Source organism: Novosphingobium terrae, from assembly GCF_017163935.1.
Lineage (GTDB): Bacteria > Pseudomonadota > Alphaproteobacteria > Sphingomonadales > Sphingomonadaceae > Novosphingobium > Novosphingobium terrae.
The window spans coordinates 2,058,151-2,077,628 of sequence record NZ_JABVZR010000001.1 but is presented as its reverse complement, the minus strand read 5'-3'; the positions used below and the strand labels follow the sequence as shown (position 1 = coordinate 2,077,628).

General features: G+C 63.9%; 14 protein-coding genes. 5 read left to right on the top strand and 9 right to left on the bottom strand.

From position 1 onward, the window contains the following. Nucleotides 1–33: 33 nt before the first annotated feature. The 4 genes from HGK27_RS09450 to HGK27_RS09435 all read right to left on the bottom strand — a co-directional run bounded on the left by HGK27_RS09450 (nt 34) and on the right by HGK27_RS09435 (nt 5,734). Entirely contained in the window at nt 34–2,907 is a 2,874-nt protein-coding gene (locus HGK27_RS09450) for a TonB-dependent receptor domain-containing protein (RefSeq protein ID WP_206240300.1), read from the bottom strand. 198 nt (nt 2,908–3,105) lie between these two features. Further along, nucleotides 3,106–4,368: an MFS transporter gene (locus tag HGK27_RS09445; protein ID WP_206240299.1), complete on the bottom strand. Its 1,263-nt coding sequence runs from the start codon at nt 4,366–4,368 to the stop codon at nt 3,106–3,108. Nucleotides 4,369–4,730: 362 nt separating this feature from the next. Further along, nucleotides 4,731–5,030, bottom strand: coding sequence for a hypothetical protein (locus HGK27_RS09440; protein WP_206240298.1), 300 nt, complete (start codon nt 5,028–5,030; stop codon nt 4,731–4,733). A gap of 56 nt (nt 5,031–5,086) precedes the next feature. Then, the gene (locus HGK27_RS09435; protein ID WP_241126989.1) at nt 5,087–5,734 is read right to left on the bottom strand and encodes a TetR/AcrR family transcriptional regulator; all 648 of its coding nucleotides are present in this window, start codon (nt 5,732–5,734) and stop codon (nt 5,087–5,089) included. A 305-nt stretch (nt 5,735–6,039) separates the two neighbouring features. Between HGK27_RS09435 and HGK27_RS09430 the strand changes: the two genes are divergently transcribed. Both HGK27_RS09430 and HGK27_RS09425 read left to right on the top strand, forming a co-directional pair. Then, nucleotides 6,040–6,414 carry a DUF4168 domain-containing protein gene (locus HGK27_RS09430; protein ID WP_241126987.1) on the top strand — a complete coding sequence of 125 codons (375 nt, stop codon included), beginning with the start codon at nt 6,040–6,042 and terminating at the stop codon, nt 6,412–6,414. A 361-nt stretch (nt 6,415–6,775) separates the two neighbouring features. Next, on the top strand, nt 6,776–9,214 hold the full coding sequence (locus tag HGK27_RS09425; RefSeq protein ID WP_206240297.1) for a membrane-bound PQQ-dependent dehydrogenase, glucose/quinate/shikimate family: 2,439 nt from the start codon (nt 6,776–6,778) through the stop codon (nt 9,212–9,214). Between the two features lie 4 nt (nt 9,215–9,218). On the opposite strand, the gene HGK27_RS09420 is transcribed toward HGK27_RS09425, so the two are convergent. After that, nucleotides 9,219–12,113 (bottom strand): ATP-binding protein, encoded by a 2,895-nt coding sequence (locus HGK27_RS09420; RefSeq protein ID WP_206240296.1) that lies wholly within the window; start codon nt 12,111–12,113, stop codon nt 9,219–9,221. Nucleotides 12,114–12,214: 101 nt separating this feature from the next. Continuing rightward, complete coding sequence (locus HGK27_RS09415) at nt 12,215–13,630, bottom strand: aldehyde dehydrogenase family protein (protein ID WP_206240295.1); 1,416 nt, start codon at nt 13,628–13,630, stop codon at nt 12,215–12,217. Nucleotides 13,631–13,725: 95 nt separating this feature from the next. Here HGK27_RS09415 and HGK27_RS09410 point away from each other — a divergent pair, with 95 nt between their 5' ends. After that, nucleotides 13,726–14,634 (top strand): LysR family transcriptional regulator, encoded by a 909-nt coding sequence (locus tag HGK27_RS09410; protein WP_206240294.1) that lies wholly within the window; start codon nt 13,726–13,728, stop codon nt 14,632–14,634. A 28-nt stretch (nt 14,635–14,662) separates the two neighbouring features. Here the strand turns inward: HGK27_RS09410 and HGK27_RS09405 are convergent, their stop codons facing one another. After that, complete coding sequence (locus tag HGK27_RS09405) at nt 14,663–15,277, bottom strand: FKBP-type peptidyl-prolyl cis-trans isomerase (protein ID WP_206240293.1); 615 nt, start codon at nt 15,275–15,277, stop codon at nt 14,663–14,665. Nucleotides 15,278–15,395: 118 nt separating this feature from the next. On the opposite strand from HGK27_RS09405, the gene HGK27_RS09400 reads away from it, so the two are divergent. Together HGK27_RS09400 and HGK27_RS09395 are read left to right on the top strand one after the other, a co-directional pair. Then, on the top strand, nt 15,396–15,887 hold the full coding sequence (locus HGK27_RS09400) for a hypothetical protein (protein ID WP_206240292.1): 492 nt from the start codon (nt 15,396–15,398) through the stop codon (nt 15,885–15,887). Beyond that, nucleotides 15,884–16,519 (top strand): trimeric intracellular cation channel family protein, encoded by a 636-nt coding sequence (locus HGK27_RS09395; protein ID WP_206240291.1) that lies wholly within the window; start codon nt 15,884–15,886, stop codon nt 16,517–16,519. Before HGK27_RS09400 ends, HGK27_RS09395 begins: the two co-directional genes overlap by 4 nt. A 15-nt stretch (nt 16,520–16,534) precedes the next feature. Here HGK27_RS09395 and HGK27_RS09390 read toward each other — a convergent pair whose 3' ends face one another. Together HGK27_RS09390 and HGK27_RS09385 are read right to left on the bottom strand one after the other, a co-directional pair. After that, a complete protein-coding gene (locus HGK27_RS09390; RefSeq protein WP_206240290.1) occupies nt 16,535–18,166 on the bottom strand; it encodes a Na+/H+ antiporter in 1,632 nt (543 codons plus the stop codon). Between the two features lie 78 nt (nt 18,167–18,244). Further along, nucleotides 18,245–19,378 (bottom strand): mechanosensitive ion channel family protein, encoded by a 1,134-nt coding sequence (locus tag HGK27_RS09385; RefSeq protein WP_206240289.1) that lies wholly within the window; start codon nt 19,376–19,378, stop codon nt 18,245–18,247. Between the last annotated feature and the right edge of the window lie 100 nt (nt 19,379–19,478).

The following is a 19,478-nucleotide window of genomic DNA, read 5'->3' as shown; positions in this document are numbered from 1 at the left end:
AAACAACAAGCCCCGGAGCGGCCGAGGGTGGACTTAAAACTTGGCGCGAATGCCCAGATTGACGACGCGCCCGATGGGGTTGCCGTTCAGAGCATCGTAACCCACCGCGCCATTGGTGGTGTAGGTGTTGACGAAGGGCGGCATCTTGTCCGCCAGATTGGTGACATCGACATAGAAGGTCGCATCATGCAGGGCGGGCAGCTTGTCGAGCTTGTAGCTGACATGCAGGTCCACCGTACCGAAGCTGCCGATCTTGTCGCCGCCGCCGGTCGGCACGCCATTGGTGCGGGTGACGGGGTTCACCGCCGAACTGCCCCAATAGGTGTAGCCGCCCAGATAGTTGTAGAACACATCGGCGCTGAACGGACCCTTGTCGTAGCCGAGATTGAAGCGACCCTCGAACTTGACGGACGGGAAGGTGGTGTTGAAGCCCGATGTGCCCAGCACGCTGAACTTGGTGCCATTGTCGCCGAAATACTGGTCGAACTTCACCTTGCGGGTGAAGGATGCGCCCAGGTTGAACTTGCCGAAGGAGGTATCGAAGCGGTAGCTGCCCGCCACATCCAGACCGGCAACGTCAAGGTTCAGAACATTGGCCTGCTGATAGTTGTAGATGTAATAGGCCGTCTGGCTGATCGCACCGGTCTGGGGCAGGCCCGCGCCCGCCGTGGCGACCTGCGCTGCCGTGGCGCCCGAGGGGTAGATCTGCATCAGATAGGCCAGATCCGCCGAACCCAGCGCGAGGGCAGGCTGAGGCGCGGTGATGCCGCCCTTCAGCTTGTTGCTCCAATAGGTGACCGAGAGGCGCAGGCCGGGCACCTGCACCGGGGTCAGATCGACGCCAATGCTCCATGCCTCGCCCTTCTGGGCCTTCAGCTTGCCGTTGCCGCCGCTGACCTGCACGCCATAGACCCCGCCCAGATTGCAGGCCGTGGCCGAGCAGACCGCGCCCGGCAGATTGGCCGCCGTGGGGAAGCTGGCGAGGCTGACCACCGGAGCGCCGCCCGGCAGCGCCGAGCCCAGTACACCGGCAAAGCCGGATTCACCCGTCAGGCCATTGGCGTTCGAACCGATCGAGGTGAGGGCAGGGGCCACGAAGCTGCGTGCCCAGTTGGCGCGGAACTTGATGCCGCGCACCGGCTCGAAATTGGCGGCGATCTTGGGGTTCGTGGTGTTGCCGAAGTCATTGTAATGGTCGAAGCGGCCCGAGATGTTGAGGTCGAGCGATTTGACGAAGCCATCCTTGATGATCGGCACATAAAGCTCGGCATAGGCCGAGGCGACATTGCGCTTGTAGTCGATCGACAGATATTGCGAGTTCTGGCTGGCGACGCCCAGATTGTTGGGGCGCACAATGTCCTGATGCAGGCCATAGCCGGTCAGCTCGCCGCCAACCGCCAGCTTGACCGCCCCGGCATGGGGAATGTCAAACAACTCGCCGCTGACCTTCAGATAGGCGTTGCGCATGGTCTGGCGGGCGGATTGCAGCTGGTTGTTGTCGATCAGCGCGGCGCGGGTGGCCGTTGACGTGCCATTGCCCCAGAAGTCGATGGCATTGGCGGTGGTCAGGGTCTGGCTGACCGACTGCGTCACGCCGTTGATCGAGGCCGAGGTGTAGCCATTGGCCGCCAGATTGAAGGCGGAGGTGTTGAGCTGGCCCTGATTGACCTGCTGCGAATTGTCACGCCCATAGATGCCGCCGACATTCACCGACCACGCGGAGGTCAGATCATAGGTGGCGTCCAGATGCATGTAGATGTCTTCGGCGCTGCCGGTGATGGTCGCGCCGGGGCCGAACATCTGATCGGCATCCCAGTTGGCCGTGTAGGAGGTCGGCGTGGTGCCGCCCAGATTGAAGGCCTGAAAATAGGGATTGATCGAGCGGCCCGCAGGCAACGTCGCGCCATTGCCATAGATGGTGGCCGAGGCGCTGCCGCGCGTGACATTCTGCACATTCTTGCGGTTGGCGTAGATGAAATCCGCCGAGAGGTGCAGCTTGTCGCCCACGTCCTGCATCACCTGCGCATAGACGTTATGGCGCTTTTCAGACGGCAGAATGTCCCAGGTGCTGGTCGGGTCGCAGTTGCTTGCCGTGTAGCTGCCGTAGCTGTAATAGGTGCTGCCACCGCTGGTCAGGCTGGGCGGGGCGCAGCGGCTGGTGACGAAATTGCTGCCGCCCAGACCCGTGAGGTTGCCGCTGCGCGAGAAGCTGCGCGAGGATGCCGCCAGATTGGAGCGGTTGGAATAGTTGTAAGCCAGCAGGAAAGAGCCCGTGTCCCAGGTCTTGCCGCCCAGCACGCCCGCGTTGAAGGTCTTGTAATTGCTGGCGAAGCCCTTCTGGACGTTGACTTCCAACCCGTTGAACTTCTTGCGGGTGATGAAGTTGATCACGCCCGCAACTGCGTCCGAACCATAGACCGAGGAGGCGCCGTCAGCCAAAACCTCGACGCGTTCCAGCGCGATGGGGGCGATGATGTTGGGGTCGGCCAGCACATGGTTGATGCCGCTGGTGGGAATGCGGTGGCCGTTCATCAGGATCAGCGTGGAGTTGGAAGCCGAGGCGCCCAACCCGTGGATGGTCGGCGCATTGGTGCCCGAACCGTCCGCCGAACCGAAAGCGCCTTGCCCCGGAGCCTGCAGGCCGACCACGGCGGGCACCGATTTCAGCACCTGCTGCACCGTCTGCGCACCCGAGCTTTCCAGCTCGGCCCGGCCCACGGTGGTGAGGTTGGAGCCCACCGGGGCCACGCCCTTCAGGCTGGAACCGGTGACGATGATGTCTGCTGCGCCGGTGGTTTCGGGTGCTTTTGCGACTGGTTCGGCGCTTTGCCCCTGCGCCGTGCCTGCCAAGGCAACCCCTGCCGCCAGAATCGACATCTGGACGACGAATCTCGTCTTACCTTTCATGGTTTCCCCCGTTTTGAATCCCAAGATTCTTATCATCATGGCTTGCTGCCATTTATGAACTAACCAGTTACATACATCGTAATGCGCGTCAATCTGCTTTATGATATTAATCGATGCAGATTTGACGGGATGGTTCGTTATGTGGCGCAAGCTTCTCTGCCCGCCCATGGCGGAGAAGCTTCGCGACCTGCGAGAGGATCAGTCGATGGTGACGCGTTCCACCGGGCCCAGAATGAAGAGATAGGCCAGCGTGCCGATCACGCCCAAGGCGCCAATATAGGCCAGAGCAAAGTAAAAGCTGCCCGTTGCGCCCACCACGAAGCCCACCACCAGCGGGGTGACGATGCCCGCCAGATTGGTGAAGAAGTTGAACAGACCGCCGGTCAGCCCCATCATCTGGCGCGGTGCGACGTCAGAGAGCAGCGTCCAGCCCAGCCCGGCCAGCCCCTGACCGAAGAAGGCCACAGACATCACCGCGATCACCGCATTGTTGCTGTGCAGGAAATTGGCCGCAACCATGCTGGAGCAGAGCAGCAGGCCGGTGATGATCGGCAGCTTGCGCCCGATGGTGGGCGATCCGGTAAAGCGGATCAGCCAGTCCGACCACCAGCCGCCCAGCAGCACGCCCAGCGAGGCGCCGATATAGGGCAGGGACACCAGCCAGCCGGACTTGATGAAGGTCATCCCCCGCTCGTCCGCCAGATAGGAGGGGAACCAGGTGAGGAAGAATACCAAGGTCGAATTGGAGCAGAATTGCCCGATCGAGGCGCCCGCGATCTGCCGCTTGGAGATCAGCTGCCCCACGCGGGCCCAGCTGAAATCGAGGTTCTGCGTCTTGCCGGAAAAGCCGCCGCCAGCCTCGATCAGTGCCAGCTCGGCCTGATTGGCGCCGCTTTCGGCAGGCTCGCGATAGAGGCGGTAGAAGATCACCGAGAAGACGATACCCAGCGTGCCCACCGCAAAGAACAGCGACCGCCAGCCGTAATGGGCCAGCATCCAGCCCAGCACCGGGATCAGCAGGCCCAGCCCGACATATTCGCCCACGGTGTAGACGCCCGTGGCCTTGGCGCGCTCCTGCTGGGGGAACCAGGTGGAGAGCACGCGGCTGTTGGCAGGGAAACAGGGCGCTTCGGCCAGACCCAGCGCGAGGCGGGCCGAAACTAGCCCGGCCACGCCGGTCATGAATCCATGCAGCGCGGTCATCGCCGACCACAGGCCCAGCGAGAGCGTGTAGGTCAGGCGCGTGCCGAGCTTGTCGATCACATAGCCGCCGGGGATCTGGGCGATGGCATAGGTCCACGAGAAGGCGGAGAAGATCAGCCCCATCACCTCGGGTGAAATATGCAGTTCGGCCACCAGCGCGGGCTTGGCAACGCCCATCACCGAGCGGTCGAGATAGTTGATCAGCGTGGCCAGAGAAATCAGGGTCAGGATGATCAGGCGCTTGCGGCTGGGCTTCATGCTGCGTGTCCTCCGCAGGGGAGGAGGGAGCGGTCAGAATGCTCCGATGCGCCGGACAAAACTCGGTTCGATCCTGAGTGGATCACGCTTGCGCCGATCATGCGGCCTCTCTCCATATTCTCTGAGGCCGCCATAACCGGCGGCCTTCATCGTGGAAGGCGTTATGAACGAACTGGTGCATAAAACAATGGCAAATGTGATATGCGGCCGCGATTCGTTTTATATTGATATGAAAATAAACGATAATCTGATATGCTTAAGGCGGTGAATCTACCAGCTTTCAGGCCTCGATCCCAGCATGACGCGCTTGAAGGAGGGGCGTGAAGACACCCCCGGAAAAAGCCCGCAGCAAAGCTGCCCTGCTATTTGCCCGCGCCATAGTTGCGGGAGAGATAGCTCAGGATCACATCGTAATTCTCGTCACTGACCTGAGCGCCCTTGTTGATCATCTGGTCGACCAGATCGCTCCATTGTTGACGGGTAAGATGCTTGCCGGTGATCATGGCGGCAGGGTGGCAGACGGTGCATGTGGTCTGCACAGCCTCCATCCCGGCGCCCGGCGTTAAAGTCGCCGGGGCGGGGGTGGGCGCCGCATTCTGGGCATGGATCGCGCTGGCGCAGAACAGGCCGATGGCGATCAGGATGGGCGGCCTTCTGGACATAGGGCCCTTATACCGCAGACCGGGTCTCATTCTACTTGGCCGTGCGGGCTTCAGCCTTACCGCTTGGCCACCCAGGCCAGCACGCATTCGATGATCTGCTCGCGGCGTTTGGCGCGGACGGCGGGCAGGGTCAGATCGATGTCGAAATTGTGCTTGAAGGTGAAGCGGTTCGAAACGTTGTAAAAGCTCAGCGCGCTGATAGTCATATGCAGATCGACAGGATCGAGCCCCGAACGGAACAGGCCTTCCTTTTCACCCTTGTCCAGAATGGCCGACAGCGATTCGATCACCGTGCGATTGCGCGCCTTGATTGAGACCATATTGGCGATATGCTCACCCTTATGGACATTTTCGTTCATCACCAGTCGGACAAATTCCGGGTGCTCGAAGTGATAGTCGAAATTGTGACCGATGATGGCGCGCAGAGCCTGATCGGGCGGCAGTTGCTCGAAGTGGGCGGCCTGCTCCTGCGTGCGGATGCGATCATAGGCGCGCTCCAGAACGGCTTCATAGAGCCCTTCCTTGCCGCCGAAATGGTAATAGATCATCCGCTTTGAGGTGGCGGTCTTCTCCGCGATCTCATCGATGCGCGCGCCGGCCAATCCCTTTTCGGCAAATTCGGCATAGGCGACTTCAAGGATGTTCTCACGCGTTTCCAGGGCGTTGAGCTGTCGCTTGGAAAGATTTTGCGTGTTCTCGGTCACCGCTCGCCTTACTCCTGCCCTTTATGGCGCCACCATGGCGTGAGGGCTTGATGTCTGCCTATCGTCCGCCATGGGTCTTGTCAGCAAGTTTCGGCACCTTTTGCCACCATGAGCAAAGACCACGCAAAAACAGCGCTATGGTGATTCTCTGCGGCGGGGAGTCCGCGATCGGGATGCAAACGGATGCAGTTCACCGCATATGCAATCGATCTGGCCTCATAAACGTCACAACTCGTCGGAACATGGGTTCCCCCTCCTCATTTGCAACTCCACGTTGCTCATTCCCCCCAAGAGAGGAGATTATTGTGAAACTGTTCAAGGCAATCCTGAGCCCCGTCGCGGTCATGGCCTTTGTGCCTGCCGCCCTCGCGCAGAGCGCCTCCGCGACAGACCCCGCCACGGCCCCCTCGGCCACGACGCCGCCCGCTGCCGCTGCACCGGCCGCAGGCGCTGCATTCAGCGACGATGATGTCCAGAAGTATGCCACCGCGCTGGTTGCGGTGAACAAGGTGCAGACCGACACCACCGTGCCCGATGCCGACAAGCAGGCCAAGATGGCCGCTGCCGTTCAGTCGTCGGGTGTCGACATTCAGAAGTTCAACGCCATCACGCAGTCGATGCAGACGGACAAGGCACTGCAGCAGCGCATCCAGGTCGCTGCGGCCAACGTCCCCAAGTAAGGCGATCCGCGCCGCTTCAGCCCCCGGAGCGGCGCCAGAATATTCTGGAGGAGATTTTGGCGGGAAATCCGCCGAAATCGCGCTTCATGCGCCGGAATGATGCCTTGAGCGCGCCCGAGGAGCCGATGGGCCCTTCGGGCGCGTTTTTGCTTGCGGGTTGGACGAAGGTGCAAAGCCCAAATCAGCTTAAATTTAATTCACGCACTAGATAGTTCATTGATGAGGCGCTATCGGGCGCGCATGATACAACGCCCGGGCTTTCACAGGCCTGCGGTCGCGCATGGGCCTTTTCCTGCCCCCAAAGACATGGCATGCTTGGGCCCGTCGCTTGCGTTGTTACTCTAATGAGGACAGCACCATCATGACCGAGCGCCCCCCGAGCCTCAGTGCCACAATCCATCCCCTTTTACGCATAGCCCTGATCCTGCTGGGCAGCTTGTTCGCTCTGGCCGGGCTTTATCTGGCAGGGGGAGGGGCCATGCTGATCGCAAGGGGCGGCAGCTGGTATTATCTGCTGGCGGGCCTCGCCATGATCGCCTCGGGCATCCAGATCGCGCGTATCCGCTTTGCCGGCGTGGTGATCTTTGCCGTCACCACCTTCGCAACCATCCTTTGGGCCTTGTGGGAATCGGGCCTGGATTTCTGGGCGCTGGAAGTGCGCCTTTTCACCTTCACCATGGCGGGCATGGTGCTGGCGCTGTTCGTGCCGGCCCTGCGCCGGGCGCGGGGCAAGCTGCCTTGCAGCCGCGTGGCCTTCGGCATGGCCGGGCTGTTGCTGTTGGTGAATGGCGGGATCGCCTATGGCATGTTCGTGCCCCATGGCATCGACGGTCAGGCCGCGCTGGGCGATGGGCAGACTGCCCCCGCAGGCGATAAGGACTGGACCAATTACGGCGGCAATGCGCAGGCTCAGCGCTTCGGCGCCCAGACCCAGATCGACGCGGGCAATGTGAAGAACCTGACCGTCGCCTGGACCTTCCACACCGGCGACACCCCCATCAGCCCCGGCGGCGGCGGTGCCGAGGATCAGCAGACCCCGCTCCAGATCGGCAATGCGCTCTATCTCTGCACGCCGCATAACACGGTGATCTCGGTGGACGCGGCGACGGGCAAGGAAAACTGGCGCCATGCTTTTCCCACGGACACCAAGACGTGGGTCCGCTGCCGTGGCCTTGCCTATTTCGACAGCGCCAAGCCGCTGGTCCAGCCTTCCGCGCCCCTCAGCACGCCGGTGACGCCTGTGGCGCTGCCTGCCAATGCGCCCTGCCGCCGCCGCATCTTTATGAACACCATCGATGCGGTGCTGGTGGCGCTGGATGCCGACACCGGCCAGCTCTGCGCCGATTTCGGTGATCACGGCAAGATCGACCTGAAAGAGGGCTTGGGTGATGCCAAAAGCCCACTTTATCAGCTGACCTCGCCGCCCACACTGGCTGGCACCACCGTTGTGGTCGGTGGCCGTGTGGCGGATAACGTTGCGCTCGATATGCCCGGCGGCGTGATGCGCGGTTTTGACGTCATCACCGGCAAGATGAAATGGGCCTTCGATCCGGGCAATCCCATGGATCATGCCGCGCCTGCCAAGGGCAAGACCTATGTCCGCTCGACCCCCAATGTCTGGGCGCCGATGACCTATGACGCGCTCACCAACAGCGTGATCATGCCGGTGGGCAGCGCCGCCATCGACCTGTGGGGTGTGCCGCGCACGAAGGAAGACGAGACCTATGGCGCCTCGATCCTTGCCGTCGATGCCACCACGGGCCGCGAGCGCTGGCATTATCAGACCGTCCACCACGATCTGTGGGATTATGACGTGCCGATGCAGCCCACGCTGTTCGATTTCACCAAGCCGGATGGCAGCAAGGTGCCTGCTCTGGTGATCGGCACCAAGATGGGCCAGCTTTTCGTGCTGGACCGCCTGACCGGCAAGCCGCTGACGCAGGTGACCAACATTCCGGTCAAGCCCGGCCCGATCCCCGGCGAGCATTATCCCACCACCCAGCCGCTCTCCACCGGCATGCCGCAGATCGGCGCGCCTGTGCTGCGTGAGAGCAATATGTGGGGCATGACTCCCTTCGACCAGCTCGCCTGCCGCATCACCTTCAAGGGCATGCGTTACGATGGGCTGTTCACCTCGCCGGGCACGGATTACTCGCTCAGCTTCCCCGGTTCGCTGGGTGGCATGAACTGGGGCGGTCTGTCCTATGATCCCACGCGCTCGCTGCTGTTCGTCAACGATATGCGTCTGGGGCTTTGGGTGCATATGATGCCTCAGGCCAAGAAGGCCAAGGAATCCAACGGCAATGAAAGCGTCAATGCCGGTATGGGCGCCGTGCCGCTGATGGGCACGCCCTATTCGGTGCTGAAGAACCGCTTCTTCTCGCCGCTGGGCATTCCCTGTCAGGAGCCGCCCTATGGCTCGCTGACGGCGGTCGACATGAAGACGCAGAAGATCGTCTGGCAGGTGCCGCTGGGCACGGTGGAGGACACGCGCCTCTTCGGTATCCGCATGAGCGCGCCGATGCCTGTGGGCATGCCGACCATCGGCGGCTCGCTGGCGACGCAGGGCGGTCTGGTGTTCTTCGCCGCCACGCAGGACTATTATCTGCGCGCCTTTGATCAGCGCAGCGGTAAGGTGGTGTGGAAGGCCCGCCTGCCGGTGGGCAGTCAGGGCACCCCGATCAGCTACATCGCGCCGCAGAACGGCAAGCAATATGTGGTGATCTCAGCTGGCGGCGCGCGTGACTCCAAGGATCGCGGCGACACGGTGATCGCCTACGCCCTGCCGACCAAGAGCTGAACGTTTAGCCGGGCGTGTTGGTGGCGTTGAAGGACGCCACCAGATCATGCGCCCGGCCGAGTTCCACCTTATCCGGCTCGCCAGTGAGAGAGGCCAACACGGCTTCCAACTGGCGGGCTGCTTCTTTGGGACGGCCTTGGCTGGCGTGTCGCGAGGCCAGCGCGATACCTGTTCGCAGCACCCAGGCCTCGGCGCCCTGTTCCTGACTGAGGGCCAGAGCCTGTTCCAGAATGGGGATCGGCTCCTGGCCTGATGCCTCGGCAATCCGGGCTTTCAGGCCGAGCAATTCGGGCATGGCGAAACCCTCGCCGATGCTGGTGCAGCGGGCCATGGTGTCATCGATCAGCGTTGCGGCTTCCCGCCAGCGCTTGTCCAGCAACAGGCCGCGAGCCTGAACCATCGAGAAATTGGTGGTCAGCAATTCATAGCGCGTCGCGCGAAGCTGGGCGAGGCTTTGCTCCACCGCCTCGATGGCGGGGCCCCCCTTGCCATGGCGAATGGCCAGATCGGCGTGGAATCCTTCGGCAGCGATGATATAAGGCCCCAGCGCATTGGTTTGAGCGCATTCGGCAAAACTGGCCAAAGCCTCTTCCGCCGCATCCAGATCATCCCGCCAGAGATGCAGCGCGAATTGCCAGATCAGCGCAATGCACAAGGTCACCGGCTGATCGAGCCTTATCGCCAGATCGACGGCCTGCTGGCTCATGGCGATGGCGCGTTCCGCATGGCCAGACAGCCACAGGCTGCGCGCCAGACCGATGGTCGAGCGGTTGCGGTGATCGAAGCCATAGTAGAGCATGCGGTTGCGGCTCAGCACCGGGCAGACCGCCAGCGAAAGCTGCAAATCCTTGCGCGCCTGCCGCTGATCGCCCGCCAGATAATGCGAGATGCCCGAAAGCGAACGGGCCACGCCGATCGCCTCGGCCTCCTCCATGGTGTCGGCGATGGCGACGGCGCGGCGGGCATGCTCCATGGTGATGGCGCAATCGCCGATCCGCTCGTGGTAGATATGCAGGCGGCCCAGCATGCGCAGTTGGCCCCATGGATCATCCAGCGCGGTGGCCACCTCAAGCGCGCGCGACAGGGCTTGCCCTGCGGCGCGCGTGCTGCCCCGGCTGAACATCAGAGCCAGACCCAAAGCGCCTTGCAGCTCCATTTCGAGCGCGGTGCCGCGCTGGGTCTCCTCGATCTCGTCCAGAGCGCGGGCGCACCAGCCCTGACATTCGGCATAATGCGACAGATTGAGGAAGATCACCGTGCTGGCGGCGGCCAGGCGCACGCCGATGCGGCGATTGCCTTCGGGGCCGAAGCTCCAGTCCAGAGCGCTGCGGATGTTGCCCAATTGCTGGCGCAGCGGGCGCGGGTCCTGCAACACATCCTCATCCTGAGCCGCGATGGCCTCCAGTTCGGCGAGGAAATAGGCAGCGTGGCGGCGGGCGGTGGCGTTGAAGGCCTCATCGCCCCGGGCCTGCAGCTTCTGGCGGGCATAGGCGCGGGTCATTTCCAGCAGGCGATAGCTGCCTGCGCCCCGGTTACTTGCTCCCCGTGCGCGATCCGGCGCGATCAGTGATTTGGCGACCAGTTCATCCAGCGCAGCCACCACGCTGTCGCTGCCCAAAGCAGCGTCGGCCACCACCTCCAGCGCGGCATCAACCGAAAAGGGACCGACAAAGACGCAGAGCCGCTCCAGCACGATCCGCTCGGCCTCGGTGAGAAGGTCATAGCTCCAGTCGAGCATGGCCTGAAGTGTCTGCTGGCGTGGCAGGGCGGTGCGTCGCCCGGCCCAGCCAAGGCTGAAGCGCTCCTCCAACTGGCGCGCGGCGGCGTGCAGCCCGTGGGTGGCAATGCGCCCGGCGGCCAGTTCGAGCGCCAGTGCCATGCCGTCCAGACGGTGGCAGATCATCGCCATCAGGCGGGCGGCCTCATCGTCGATCCGCAGTGAGCTGTCGGCAGCGCAAGCACGGTCGCGCAGCAATTGCACCGCCGGGGAGGCCAGAATGGCTTCGGTGGTGAGGGTGGGTTCATCCTCGGGGCAGGTGAGCGCATCGAGGCGGTGGATATGCTCGCCGCGCACACGCAAGGGCTCGCGCGAGGTGGCAAGGATGCGCAGCTGCGGCGCGGCCTCGATCAAACGTTCGACCAGCAGGGCGACCTGCTCGATCAGATGCTCGCAATTGTCGAGCAGCAGCAGGAAGGGGCGGTCGCGCAAATGGCCCAGAATGGCGGCCAGCGGGTCGGCGCCCTGCACGGCCAGCCCCATGCCGCCAGCCAGCATGCCGGGCACCAGTTCGGGGTTCTCCAGCATGCTGAAATCGATAAAGGCGACCTGTTGCTGGAAGCTATCGGCCAGCAGATGCCCCATCTCGACCGCCAGCGAGGTTTTGCCCACGCCACCCGGCCCGACGATGGTGAAGAGCGGCGTCCGGGCGACCCGCTGCTGCAACAGATCGATATCGCGCTCACGCCCGATCAGCAGGGGCAGGCGCTGGGGCAGGTTCAACGGCGCGGTGACCGGTTCAAGCGGCGCGGCAGGGGCAGCAACAGGCGACACCGCAGGCCCATGCCGCTCCACCTTGGCGACGAAAGCGTAACCCACGCCCACCTGCGTCGCGATATAGCGCGCGCCATCCTTGCCATCGCCCAGCAGCTTGCGCAGGCCCGCCATATGGAAACGCAGGCTGCCATCCTCGACCACCACATCGCTCCACACGCGCTTGAGCAGATCGCGCTTGGACAGCACCCGCCCGGGCTGCTCGGTCAGCACGATCAGCAGGTCCAGCGAGCGCCCGCCGATCTCCACCGGGGCATCGTCCAGGGTCAGCAGCCGCTCGCCCGGGAACAGCGAGAACGGGCCGAATGTGATCCCTTCCCGGATAGGTGGAGTGTCGATGTCGGCCATGATCGCGCTTGCTTCCCTCGTGTTGCGGCGAAGCGTGTAAAGCGTTTCGATATCAAACGGAAGGGAAGGCGCCGCACGATCACCCGCGCGGCGCCCGTTGTTCAGCCCATCACGGCCTTGGGTTCAAGGAAGGCTTCCAGCCCGAAGGTGCCGCCCTCGCGCCCGATGCCCGATTGCTTGAAGCCGCCGAAGGGCGCGCTCATCTCCATGGGCGCGGCATTGATGATCACGCGGCCCGCCACAAGCTGGTCCGCCACGGCGCGAGCGCGGTTTTCATCCCGCCCGGCGACATAGGCGTGCAGGCCATAGTCGGTGTCATTGGCGAGGACGATGGCCTGTTCCTCACCCTCATAGGGGATGATCGAGAGGACGGGGCCGAAGATTTCCTCACGCGCGATGGTCATATCGTTGCGCACATCGGTGAAGATCGTGGGTTTGACGAACCAGCCATCCCGCGTGCCTTCGGGCCGCCCCTCGCCGCCGGAGAGCAGGCGGGCGCCTTCCTCCAGGCCTTTGGTGATATAGGACTGCACACGCTCCCACTGCCGCGCGCTGACCATCGGGCCGATCACCGTGGCCGGATCGCGCGGATCGCCCGAGGGGAAGCTGGCGACGGCTTCGCGCATGCCCGCCTCGAACTCGGCCAGACGGCTGGCGGGGACCAGAATGCGCGATCCTGCAATGCAGGCCTGACCGCTGTTCAGGAACCCGGAATTCAGCGCGAAGGGGATGGCCTGAGCGAAATCGGCATCCTCAAGCACCACCATCGGCGATTTGCCGCCCAGTTCCAGCGTCACGCGCTTGAAGCTCTCGGCCCCGGCGCGCAGGATCGCGCGGCCCGTGGCGGTCGAGCCTGTGAAGGAGAGCTTGGCCACATCGCGATGCGCCGCGATCTCTGCGCCGACCACATCGCCGCGCCCGGTCACGATGTTGAACACACCAGCGGGAACGCCAGCCTCATGCAGCGCCTCGGTGACGATCTGCGTCTGGATTGCGCTCATCTCGCTGGGCTTGATCACGCAGGTTGAGCCCGAGGCGATCACCATCGCCAACTTGCCCGCGATAAATCCGGCATTGGCGTTCCATGGCGTGATGATGCCGACGACACCCAGCGGCTCCATGGTGACGCGGGCCGTGCCGATCTGGCGGGTGAAGTCGTAGCTTTCCAACATTTGGGCCGCCATCCGGAAGGCGCTCACGGCATAATCCGCCATCCAGGCCGAGCGGGACATGGGGGCGCCATATTCCTTGATCACCGCCTCGATCAGATCGGTGCGGCGGACTTCCAGCGCCTCGGCCAGACGGTGGAGCAGGGTGATGCGCTCTGCCTTGGTGCTGCGCGAGAAGCTGGCGAAAGCGCGCCTGGCCGCCGCGATGGCGCTGCGGGCGTCCACCTCATCGGCAAGGCGCACCTGCCCGATCACCTGAGCGGTGGCGGGGTTGTAGAGGTCGAACAGTTCCTCGCCATGCGGGGTAACGAAGGCGCCATCGATATAGATTTGGTCGATCAGGGTCATGATAGGTCTCCTGTTGCGGTGACCCTGATTTAGATCTCTGGCATTGTGTGGATAAGCCGGATAGAATGGCATGAAGTGATGCAGGATTTGGGATAATGGCCGCTAGGACCGGTTTGACCGAATATGAGGCCGTCAGCGCCGTCGCCCGGCTGGGCAGCTTTCGCGCGGCGGCGACGGAACTGGGCATGTCCACCTCGGCGCTCAGCCATGCGGTGGCGGCGCTGGAGGCCCGCCTCGGCGTGCGGCTGTTCAACCGCACCACGCGCAGCGTTTCGCCCACCGATGCGGGAGAGCAGTTTATTGCCCGCATCGCGCCTGCTCTGGCGGCCATCGGCGGCGCGATCGAGGGCATCAACAGCCATCGCGACACGCCAGCGGGAACGCTGAAGATCAACACCTCGGCAGGCGCGGCGCGGATGATCCTGACGCCGATCATTCTGGATTACCTCAAGCGCTATCCCGATATGCAGGTCACGCTGGTAACCGAAGGGCGGCTGGTCGATATCGTCGGGCAGGGTTTCGACGCAGGCATCCGCATCGCCGAGGCCGTGCCTCAGGATATGATCGCCGTGCCCATCGGCGGCGACATCCGCATGCTGGTGGTGGCCACGCCCGACTATCTGGCGGGCAGAGGCACGCCTCAGGTGCCCGAAGATCTGCTGCAGCATCAATGCATCCGCGCCCGCATGGCCAGCGGCGGCATCTGGCGCTGGGAGTTCGAAAAGCGCGGCGAAAAGGTGGAGGTCGATGTCGGCGGTGCGCTGACGCTCGATGAGATGACGCTGATGCTGGAGGCGGTGCTGGCGGGCGTGGGCCTCGCCTATCTCAGCGAATGGTCGGTGCGCGAGCATATCGCCGCTGGCCAACTGGTGCCGGTGCTGGAGGACTGGTGCCCGCCCTATCCCGGCCTGTGCCTCTATTATCCCGGGCGTCGGCATGTGCCCGCAGGGCTGCGGGCGCTGATCGATCTGATCCGGGGCTGGAACCATACCCAACGGGGGTGATCTGCATCACCCCCGGGGCAAGAAGCGCTTACTTCTGAGGAGCGGCAGGCTGGGCCGGCTCCTGAGCCGGGGCCGGAGCTTCTTGAGCCTTGCGCATGGCATCGACCTCTGCGGCGGTCTTGTAATCGACCAGCTCGACCTGGAAAACGAGGTCCGAATTGGCCGGGATCGGGCCAGAAGCCTCGGCGCCATAGCCCATGGCGGCGGGGATGCAGAAGCGGGCGATGCTGCCCTTGGTCATCATCTGCAGGCCCTTGGAAAAGCCGGGGACCACGCCATTGACAGGGAAAGGGGTGTGCATGTTCTGGTCGAAGACGGCGCCGGTCGCGGCCAGATAGCCGATGTAGTTCACCAGCACATAATCAGCTTCGGCAGGCTTGTTGCCGGTTGTCGGGCGCAGCACGGAATAGCCCAGACCCTCGGGTGTTCTGGCCTCGCACAGGCGCTGGGCTTCGGGCAGCACCGGGTTGAGCGGCAGCGCGATGATGGCGGAGCTGGCCTTCACCGGCGCAGCGGCAGCGGCAGGCTTGGCCGCGGCGGCTTTGCGCACCGGAGCGGCAGCGCTGGCGGGAAGCTGGGCCATCAGCAGAGGCAGGGCCAGCGTGGCGACAAAGGGCGACAAGGCGCGGAAAGACAAGCTCATGGCCAAGCTATAGGCAGGATCGCGGCGGTGAGGCAAGCGGGCCCGCAGTGTACTTTGGCTCCATTCAGGCCTTTGTCCCCACCTTGCCGGAGAGCGTCGCCACCGATAGTCTTGCTGCATGAGGGGAAGGTTCTTCCATGGCCGATGCGGCGCGGCGGTGTTGGCGACACTCTGCCTGTTCTGGGCGCAAAGCGCTTATGCTGGCCATTGGCTGATGACCGGCAGGCTGGGGCAGGGCGATCAGGCGCGTGTGGCCGGGATCGATCGGGATTCCGTGAAACCGGCGGTTAAGGGCGTCATTCAGGTCAGCATGGTCTCGATCGAGCGCATGCACCCGGGCGCCCGCAAGGTTCTTGGCCATGTCGAGGTGGAGTGCCCCGCGCTTCGTTTTCGCCTCCCCAGCCTCACGATATGGCGTGAGCATGGTGCGCGTGCCCGGGTCTTGTCAGGCCCCGACGATGATTGGCGTGACCCCCAAAACCCCGATGACAAAGCCTTGATGGCCGCCATCTGCGCGCATGATTATTCCAGCCTGACCGATCCTGGCGACACCAGCCCCGATGCCTATGCCGCTGGCTTGCTGGGCACGCCGCCGGACTTCGGTCCATGAGCACGAAAGCGGCCATGGTGCGCGGCATCGTCCGCACGGCGGATATCGGCGCCACCTTCGTCTTTGCCGCCGAGGGCGCTTTGGCGGGTGTGGCAGCGGGGCTCGATCCGGTGGGGTTGCTGGTTGTCGCCTTTCTGACCGGGCTGGGCGGTGGCGTTTTGCGCGATGTGCTGATCGCTCAAGGGCGCCCTGCTGCCGTGGCAGACTGGCATTACAGCCTTGTGGTGATCGCGGCGGCCATGGTGGCCTGGCTGTTCCATGCCTCGCTGGGCAAGGGGGCTTTGCCGCTGGTGGTGGCGCTCGATGCGGCGGGACTATCGCTGGCAGCTGTTGCGGGCACGCAAAAGGCGCTGGAGCATCAGGTCCACCCCATCCCGGCGATCTTTCTGGGCACGCTGAGCGGCGTGGGCGGTGGTGCCATGCGCGATCTGGTGCTCAATGAGGTGCCGCGCGTGCTGCGCGCCGATATCTATGCCGTGGCGGCGATGGTCGGCGCGCTGATCGTGGTGTGTGGGCGTTTAACCAAACTCGATCCGCGCATCGTGGCCGTGGCGGGCGGCTGTGCCTGTTTCGCGCTGCGCATGGCCGCCGTGCATTATGGCTGGAATCTGCCGACGGCTTTGAACCGTTAAGTCATCCTCGCCGGTTCATCCTCGGTGCCGGGTTTCCACCAGATCGAGTTCGCGCGTCAGCTTGCGGGCGATCTCGCTGCCGATGCGGCGTTCGCGCAGCAGATCATGCATCAACTGACGCTGCGCCTTCACCGCCACCAGATGCAGCGTGCTGACCAGCCGGGCCCGGTTGCGCAGGGTTTGGGGATTTTCATCGCGCAGGCCCTCGATCCGCTCGCGATAGGCATCCACCACTTGCCCGCCGACCTCGGCATAGAGATCGACCTGTGTGCCGGTGTCGCTCCAGTCCTTCTGCTGGCGCTCGACGGCACGGATGGCGGCTTCGGCCAGAGCAATGCGGGCGCTGTCTTCCTCGGCCTGCTCGGAGGGTTCGGGCGGCAGGTCCAGTCCCTTGAGCGGCACCGGCAGCGCCACGCTGGCCACCAGCATGGACAGCAGGATCACCCCGGCAGAGAGGAAGATCGCCAGATCGCGCGCGGGGAAGGGCGTGCCATCATGCAGGGTCAGCGGCAAGGTCATCACACCGGCCAGCGTGATCGCACCGCGCACTCCCGCGAAGGACATCGCCAGGATCAGCCGGGCCTGCGGCTTGGGACCCGTCACGCCCTGCCGCCGCCGCTTGAGCAGCGTCAGCTTGAGCGACACCACCACCCACAACAGCCGCAGCCCGGCGAGCGCAGCCACGATGATGATGGTGTAAAGCCCCAGCCACCACGGATTGTCGTGCCCGGTGATCGCCACCGTATGGCGCGCATCGCCCAGAATGGCGGGCAATTGCTCACCCAGCAGCACGAAGATCACGCCGTTCAGCGTGAACTGGATCATGTCCCACACCGAATTGCGCCGCATGCGGGTGGCGGCCATAGCCTGCCGCGAGATTTCGGCAAAGGTCATCGTCACCCCGGCGCTGACCGCCGCGAGAATGCCCGAGGCATGGAGGTGTTCGGCCAGCTGATAGGCACCGAAGGGGATCAGCAGGCTGACAAGGATCTGCGCGCCAATGTCCTCACCCCAGCGGCGGGTGAAGCGGCTCATCGCGAAGGAGACGCCCAGCGTGACCGCCGCGCCCGCCGCCAGCCCGATGCCCGCCGTCCACAGAAAGCTGAGGATCGCGCTGCTGGCCGAAAAGCTGCCTGTCAGCGCGGCGGCCACGGCAAAGCGCAGGCACACCAGCCCGGAAGCATCGTTCAGCAGCGATTCCCCCTCCAGAATATGCATCAGCCGCCGGGGAAAAGGCACGCGCGCGGCTATGGCCGAAACCGCAATGGGGTCCGTGGGCGAGATCACCGAAGCCAGCGCCAGCCCCACCGCCAGAGGCATGGCGGGGATCAGCCAATGGGCCAGAAAGCCCACGCCCACCACCGTCATCAGCACCAGCCCGAAGGCCAGTTCGGTGACGGTCGCCACGTCCTTGAACAGCGCGTCCTTGGGAATGCGCCAGCCATCGAGAAACAGCAGCGGCGGCAGGAACAGCAGCAGGAAGAGATCGGGATCAAGCTCGACGCGATGCGCGGCGGAAAGCCCGATCACGGCCCCCAGCACGATCTGCACCAGAGGCGTAGGCACCGAAACCGGCAACATGCGCGAGATCGCGCCGCTCACCACCACGGCGAGCAGGAAAAACAACACGATCGATACGATTTCCAACACTTGTCTCCGTTCGCCGTGCTGCGTGACGGGGTATCTTTAAGGGCAGGCGCAGGCTGGTGGCAAGGATTGGCGGCCTCAGCTCTGGTCCACAGACCGTCTGGCCGAGAACAGTTCGGCCAGAGCGGGGCTGGGGGTGATATCGACCGGCGCAATCTGCTGGGTGCGGCGGCGGGAGAGCGCCTCGGGCATCTCGCGGCGGATGTAATCCATCATGCCTTCGCGCAGGGCGCAGCGCAGATCGAACAGGGTCGGACCATCCTTGGCGCTCATCAGCAGGCGGATTTCGAGGGTCATTTCCTTGCAATCGGTCACCTGAAGCACCTGGGCGCGGCGATCCCACAAGCGATGCGCCTCAATCTGGCGGGTGTATTCGGCGCGCAGCCTGGGCACGTCGATCGTGTGATCGACATAGAGCATCACCGTGCCCAGCAATTGCGAGGTGGTCTTGGTCCAGTTCTGGAAGGTTTCTTCCAGAAAGCGGTTGGTGGGCACCACCAGCCGCCGCTGATCCCACAGCACCACCACGACATAGGTCGTGCGGATTTCCTCGATCCGGCCCCATTCACCATCGAGGATCACCACATCGTCGATCGAGATCGGCTCGGTCAGTGCCATCTGGAAGCCGGCAATCAGCGCTTTCAACGCAGGCTGCGCGGCAGCACCCACCGCCAGAGCGGCCAGACCCGCCGAAGCCATCAGCGTGGCGCCCACCTTGGCCACGCCGGGCACCGAGAACAGCATCAGCGCCACCACCAGAAAGACGATGACGAAGGTGATGATCCGCCCGAAAATGCCCAAACGTGTCCGCCGCCGCCGGGCCTGTCGGTTGTCCTCCACGGTGATGTCCGCGTGAAGGGTCATCGCCTCGACCAGCGCGTTGAGGATGGCGATGGCGATCCAGCCGGTCAGCAGCGGCATCACAAAGCCGGAAATGCTGTCCCAAAAGTCCTTGAGCGCCGGGGCCTGCCGGGCGGCCAGCACGATCCCCAGCGCCACAAAGGCCCAGCGCGTGGGGCGGCGGATATGCCTGACGATGATGTCATCCGACTGGCTGGCGGTGCGCGCGGTGATCCGCTGCAGCACACGGAACATCACCCGGTGGATCGCCAGAGCGACCAGCGCCCCGGCAGCCCCTGCCACCAGAGCGACAAAACCCTGCCGCATCCAATCAGGAAGGCCGTTCAACATGGTGGCGAGATGATCGATCATGCCGGACAAACGTTGCTGCGGCGCAGCAGTTTCCGCCGCGCGACCGGATGAGGCAGAAAGCTGGCGAAATGCAAGGGGATCAAGCCCTTGCCGCCGAACA

Excerpts from the sequence above, each read along its gene's own strand:
- HGK27_RS09450 (WP_206240300.1), bottom strand. The coding sequence starts at position 2,907 with ATGAAAGGTAAGACGAGATTCGTCGTCCAGATGTCGATTCTGGCGGCA.
- HGK27_RS09445 (WP_206240299.1), bottom strand. The coding sequence starts at position 4,368 with ATGAAGCCCAGCCGCAAGCGCCTGATCATCCTGACCCTGATTTCTCTG.
- HGK27_RS09440 (WP_206240298.1), bottom strand. The coding sequence starts at position 5,030 with ATGTCCAGAAGGCCGCCCATCCTGATCGCCATCGGCCTGTTCTGCGCC.
- HGK27_RS09425 (WP_206240297.1), top strand. The coding sequence starts at position 6,776 with ATGACCGAGCGCCCCCCGAGCCTCAGTGCCACAATCCATCCCCTTTTA.
- HGK27_RS09420 (WP_206240296.1), bottom strand. The coding sequence starts at position 12,113 with ATGGCCGACATCGACACTCCACCTATCCGGGAAGGGATCACATTCGGC.
- HGK27_RS09415 (WP_206240295.1), bottom strand. The coding sequence starts at position 13,630 with ATGACCCTGATCGACCAAATCTATATCGATGGCGCCTTCGTTACCCCG.
- HGK27_RS09410 (WP_206240294.1), top strand. The coding sequence starts at position 13,726 with ATGGCCGCTAGGACCGGTTTGACCGAATATGAGGCCGTCAGCGCCGTC.
- HGK27_RS09405 (WP_206240293.1), bottom strand. The coding sequence starts at position 15,277 with ATGAGCTTGTCTTTCCGCGCCTTGTCGCCCTTTGTCGCCACGCTGGCC.
- HGK27_RS09400 (WP_206240292.1), top strand. The coding sequence starts at position 15,396 with ATGAGGGGAAGGTTCTTCCATGGCCGATGCGGCGCGGCGGTGTTGGCG.
- HGK27_RS09395 (WP_206240291.1), top strand. The coding sequence starts at position 15,884 with ATGAGCACGAAAGCGGCCATGGTGCGCGGCATCGTCCGCACGGCGGAT.
- HGK27_RS09385 (WP_206240289.1), bottom strand. The coding sequence starts at position 19,378 with ATGATCGATCATCTCGCCACCATGTTGAACGGCCTTCCTGATTGGATG.